Origin of the sequence: Streptomyces sulfonofaciens, from assembly GCF_014656295.1 — a bacterium.
In the GTDB taxonomy this organism is placed as follows: domain Bacteria; phylum Actinomycetota; class Actinomycetes; order Streptomycetales; family Streptomycetaceae; genus Streptomyces; species Streptomyces sulfonofaciens.
Genome location: NZ_BNCD01000054.1, coordinates 1 through 5,226, shown reverse-complemented (window position 1 = coordinate 5,226; position 5,226 = coordinate 1). Strand labels below are relative to the sequence as shown.

Sequence of the window (5,226 nt, the reverse complement as noted above, 5' to 3'; positions counted from 1 at the left end):
CGCGAAGTTCTCGCGGATCTCCGCGCGGGCCGTGGCGGCGGCGTCGGCGATCAGGGCGGCGGGGTCGTTCTCGTCGCCGGTGTTGAGGAACGTGTACCAGGGCCCGTAAAGCCTGCGGTATCCCGCCGCGAGGTCGTAGCCGGGCAGGTCGTAGTGGTTGGCGCCGAAGTAGTTGAGGATGGTGGCGTCCTGGTGGATCGCCAGGTCCTGGTGGGTCGGGCCGACGCCGTAGAACGCGCACAGCGTCTGGTCGGTGACGCCGCCGAGCGGGGTGAGCCAGACGCCGAAACCGTGGCCGTAGTGCCCGAACATCGGGTTCTCGTGGTGGTAGAGGCTCCACTCGTACTTGCTGTAGGCGGTGCCCGCCGGCAGGTTGCCCGAGTTGCTGTCGGGCGCGGCCAGGTCCTTGTTGTTGACGCCGTCGACGCGCCAGGTCTCGTCCTGGAGTTTGACCTGGGTGTTCAGGTAGTCGTAGGTGGGCTGCTGGCCGCTGCCCCGCTCCCAGTTGAAGGAGTGGTCGAAGATGGAGCGGTCCCAGCGGGTGACCATCCGCACCTCGCTGATGGTGGTGGCCTCGGCCGCCGTCATGATGTCGAAGCCGTAGACACCCCGCTTGCCGCGCCGCATGACCAGATGGTGCTCGTGGTGCAGCGGTGTACTGGTGTCGTCGATGAACGCCACCTCCGCCAGGTCGGGACCGACCCGCACCACCTTGATCCCGGTGCAGATCAGACGGGTCTTGCCACCGCGGTCGTCCACGTAGAACGAGGGTGCCCTGCCGTCGTCCTGGGGCTTGGAGCCGTTGAGGTGGTGGCCCAGTTCCACGCCGTCGACCACCACCGAGGTGGCAGCGATGGACACGCCGGCGTACCCCGAGTACGTGCCGTTCAGATCGTCCCGGCCGAAGGTGAACCGCACCAGGCCGTTGTCGAGGACGATCGTGTCGACCTCGTCCGGGAAGGAGTAGCTGCCGGGCGTGGCGGGTGCTCCGTCCAGCAGCAGCCGCACGGCCGCGCCTGTGGGCCGCCCGGCCCCGCCGGTCCCACCGGATCCGCCGGCCCCGTCCGCGGCGTTCCCGTCCGGTGCCGCCCAGGCGCTGCCGCCGCCCATCAGCAGCGCGGCGCCCGCGGCGGTGGCCCCGGCCGCACCGAAGGCGGTGCGCCGCGAGACGGCGTTGGTCTCTGTGTCCATACGGGTCTCCTGGAGGTGCGTCGGCGCGGGGCGCCTGGGATGTCCGGGGTGTCTGGGGTCTCTTCGGTGTCTCTTCGGTGTCTCTTCGGTGTCTCTTCGGTGTCTTCGGTGGGGGTGTCCAGGGGGGTGGTCGGGGTGGGAGGTTGGGGGCGGGGCCGGGGTCCCGCCCGAGCGGCGGGGTACACGGGCATCCGGTGGTGCCGTGCGGGAGGCGGCCGGGTGCGGGGGTGCCCTACGGGAAGCCGCCGGGTGCGGCGGTGCTCCTCAAGCGGGCGGTGCCGGTGGAGTGCGGACCGCTCACCACGCGCGGACCGTCTCCTCCTCGATGTGGGCGAGGTCGAGGCTCTCGCCGAGTCCCGGTTCGGTGCTCAGACGCACATAGCCCTCGGGGTCGACGGGGTCGACGGCGCGCAGCAGGTGCGGCGGCACCTCGTCGAAGTCGTAGTGCGGGTGCAGCAGGCCGCGCTCGTACCACCTGCTGTTCGAGGCCGCGCCCAGCACGGCCAGCGTGCCCGCGCCTCCGCCGTGCATCTCGCAGTCCATGCCGAACGCCTCGGCCAGGTGCAGCGTCTTGAGGGCGGGCGCTATCCCGCCCGCGGTGGGCACCCCGACCCGCAGGATGTCGCAGGCCCCCGCGGTGATCCACTCGGCCCGCGCCTGCAAACGGCCGCCGACGCTCTCCGGGCCGATGACGAGGGTGTCGAGCTGGTCGGCCAGCCAGCGGTAGGACTGGGTGGAGTGCTCCTCCATCGGCTCCTCGTACCAGTGGAACCCCAACCGGTCGAGTGCCCTGCCGAGTTGCAGCGCGTCGGCACGGCTGTACCAGTGGTTGGCGTCGAGCATCAGCGGCACGTCGGGGCCCACCGCCTCGCGCACCGCGGCACAGGCGCGGATGTCCATGGCGACGTCCGGGGCGAAGGACACCGGAGGCATCCAGGTGTGCAGCTTGACGGCGTGGTACCCGTCCGCGACCAGTTTCTCGGCGAACGCGGCGTAGTCCTCCGGGCTGGAGAGGCCGCCGGGGACCTCGTCACCGCACATGGTGCTGCCGTAGGCGGGCACCTTGTCGCGCATACCGCCCAGCAGCTTCCACACCGGCTGCCCCAGGCGCCTGCCGATCAGGTCCCACAGGGCCGCTTCCACCACGGCCAGGGTGCGGTCGCCGAGCGTGCCCGCGCTGCCCCGCTGCCAGCGGGCCATCCCCTCCCACAACCGTGCGCGGTCGAAGGGGTCCTGGCCCATCAGCACCGGCCGCACATAGGCGTTCAGCAGGGCCTCGGCCACGTGCGCCTCGGCGGCCAGGCTGTGTCCCTGGTGGCCGTCGGTGTCGGTGACGGTGAACAGGGCCCGGGTGACGCTGCGCAAGGGCCCGGGGTGGGCGTGCCCGTCGGAGTCGTGTGCCAACTTCGTGGTGGTCCTGAACACCCGTACCGAGACACCGCTGATCGTCGCGGACTGCATCCGAAACCCCTCCTGCCGAGCCGTGCTGCGCATCGACGACGCATCTGACCGGTTCATCGGTACGGCCAGGGCGCCGATCCCTGGCGTCTTCACGGGACAGGGGCATAGCGCGCATGCCCGACCAGTGCGGTTCAACTACATGAATGCGGCTCACGGACTTATACCGCCTGGGAAGCTACGGCTGCACGCGCCGGGTGTCAACGAGTGAGTTGAATCGATTTTTACGAGGAGGAGGCGTCCGACCCCGGGGGCGGACCCCGTCCGTTCGGGGCGGCCGCCCCGAACGGCCCGGTCGGCAGGCGGCTTCCCGTGCCGCCGTTGCGACCGGTAAGCACGGTGCCGACCAGGTAGTGGCCGGGTTGCGGCACGTTCCCGAGCGGTGGCCACCTCGTTTCCGTGGTGCGGTCGCACGATGCGGACTAGGGCAGCGTCGTGTTCATCCGACCGGAAGTCAACCATCAGGTTTTGAAACGATGCACAGCCCATCCACTTCCTCGGAACACCCATGCCGCAGTGCGCCCCGCGATCCACCGCACCACTCCCGCCCCTGCCCCTGTCCCGGGAGGGGCAGGCGGCCGACCCGGAGGGATGCCACCGGCCTACCGGGACCCGTGTGCACCGGGAGGGAACGCGGCCGCTCGGGACACCCGGTGCCCGCCCCGGGGAACTTCGGGCACCGCTGCCGGCTCCGGCGGTCACCTCGGCCCGCCCCGGGGGCGCCCCGTGACACCCCGCCCCGTGCCCCGCGCCGCCCCGCGCCGCCTCCGGACCCCGCCGGACGCCGCAGTCATGCGGCCCGCCCCACACTGTCGGCGACCGCGCCCTCGAACACCCGGGCCAGGAGAACGGGCTCCTTCCATATCGTTTCAACCCAGCGGATCTCACCCACCCGCACCAGCCACGCACCCCCAAATCCGCGTCCCCGGCCACGCATCGACCCCCGCACCCCTGCGCCGCCCCCGTTCTCCCCGTCGATCCGGCCTGTCCGAGCCACCGAACAAACCGTTTGACCTGCATATTTGTACATCCACCGCCCGACGGCAGGTCCAGCGCCGGATGCCTGCGCGATCGTGGAGGGACCCCGGGCGGGGTCGACGAGGACTCCGAACTGTCCGATGACACACCCCTTCCCTTCCGGTCACCCACTCGCTAGCTTGTCGATCGAAAGCGCTTGCTTCATACGTTTCAATCACCAGTGCCCGTCTGCCGCACCACCCCCGGCCCGCGGCACGGGAACAGGCGGAAGGCGCGCTTGTGCGCCGTCCCACCGCCGCTCCCCCGCGCCCGCCCCTCCCGTCCGCGCAGTCCTTCCTGTCAGTCCTTCCGGATCCGCTCAGTCCTGCCTGTCGGTCCTTCAGGATCCGCTCAGCCCTTCCCGATCCGCCCATCAGCACGAGGAGTTCCGTGATGTCCTGGGAGCCAAGCCATCTGAGTCGTCGTTCCACGCTCGGCATCATCGGAGCCGGTGCCGCGGCCACGGTCTGGGGAGCGGAGGGCAGCGCCCACGCGGAGTCCGCGGGCGCCGCGGACGCGACCGCGGCGGACGGTACCGGTGCCCGGCAGGCGAGGGTGCTGCTCGACGGCCAACCGGCCGAGCTCGGCACCTACGCCTTCCCGACCCAGGTCGAGGAGGTGGTCCTGGACAACGGCCTGGCGCGCTTCACCTTCGGACGTGACGACGCCCAGGGCGGCGTCGTCACCGGCTGGAACGACGTCTCGATCACCGCGACCTCCGTGGTCGTCAACGGCACCGAGCTGGCCCACAACCTCAACGGCGTCGAGCCCCGCGACCCCGACCGCCAGCACTCCTTCTACGTGGACGCCGCCGGCGGCAAGTCCCGTCTGGTCTGCACCGAGATACGGGTCCTGAGGCTCGCGCCCGATCTGGTCGAGGTGGTGTTCGCCGACGTCACCAGCGACCCGCTGCGGCACGAGCACCACCTGATCATGCGCGCGGGCGTGCGCGGCCTGTACGGCTACAACATCCTCAGCGCCACCAGCGCCACCTCGATCAGCGAGGTCAGGATGAACACGCGGTGGGACCGTGCCGTCTTCGACCACGCCTTCAACTGGGAGCGCGGCAAGGGCCGGCAGCCCACCTACGCCTACCTCGCCACGCAGCAGCAGATCCAGGACGAGACCTGGCAGGTCGACGGCGTCGACAACCCCGCTCTGCCGTCACCGGACAGCAACGCCGGCGGTCTGGCGCCGGGCGAGGTGTACACCAAGTACAACTGGAGCCTCTACCACTTCGAGAACCCGATGTTCGGGCACTACGGCCACGGCTTCGGCGTCTGGTTCACCCCGCTGGGCGGGGTCTCCGACCAGACGCTCGCCGGGTTCTACGGGGTGGGACCCCAGCGGCAGGACCTCGCCATCCACCAGGACGCGCTGATCCTCAACTACTTCGGCGCCAACCACTACGGCCTGCCCGGCTACGCCCTGTCCGCCGGCTACCGGCGGCTGTACGGCCCGTGGCTCACGTACCTCACCGTCGGAGACCCCGGGGACCCCGACACCATGATCGCCGACGCCGCCGCCACGGCCCGCGCGGAGATCGCGGCGAACCGCGCC

The 5,226-nt window shown here is 70.9% G+C and carries 2 protein-coding genes and 1 pseudogene; 1 reads left to right on the top strand and 2 read right to left on the bottom strand.

Annotated elements, in window-relative coordinates:
- Positions 1–1,191, bottom strand: a pseudogene (locus tag IE313_RS34475) (hypothetical protein); the annotation flags it as partial.
- A 297-nt stretch (positions 1,192–1,488) separates the two neighbouring features.
- Positions 1,489–2,652: an enolase C-terminal domain-like protein gene (locus IE313_RS34470; protein WP_189939312.1), complete on the bottom strand. Its 1,164-nt coding sequence runs from the start codon at positions 2,650–2,652 to the stop codon at positions 1,489–1,491.
- A gap of 1,407 nt (positions 2,653–4,059) precedes the next feature.
- Between IE313_RS34470 and IE313_RS34465 the strand changes: the two genes are divergently transcribed.
- Positions 4,060–5,226: hypothetical protein (locus tag IE313_RS34465; RefSeq protein WP_229925195.1), on the top strand; the 1,167-nt coding region annotated here is incomplete at its 3' end.

What these genes read in the sequence shown, in the direction of transcription:
- IE313_RS34470 (WP_189939312.1), bottom strand. Translation starts at nt 2,652, where the DNA reads ATGCAGTCCGCGACGATCAGCGGTGTCTCGGTACGGGTGTTCAGGACC.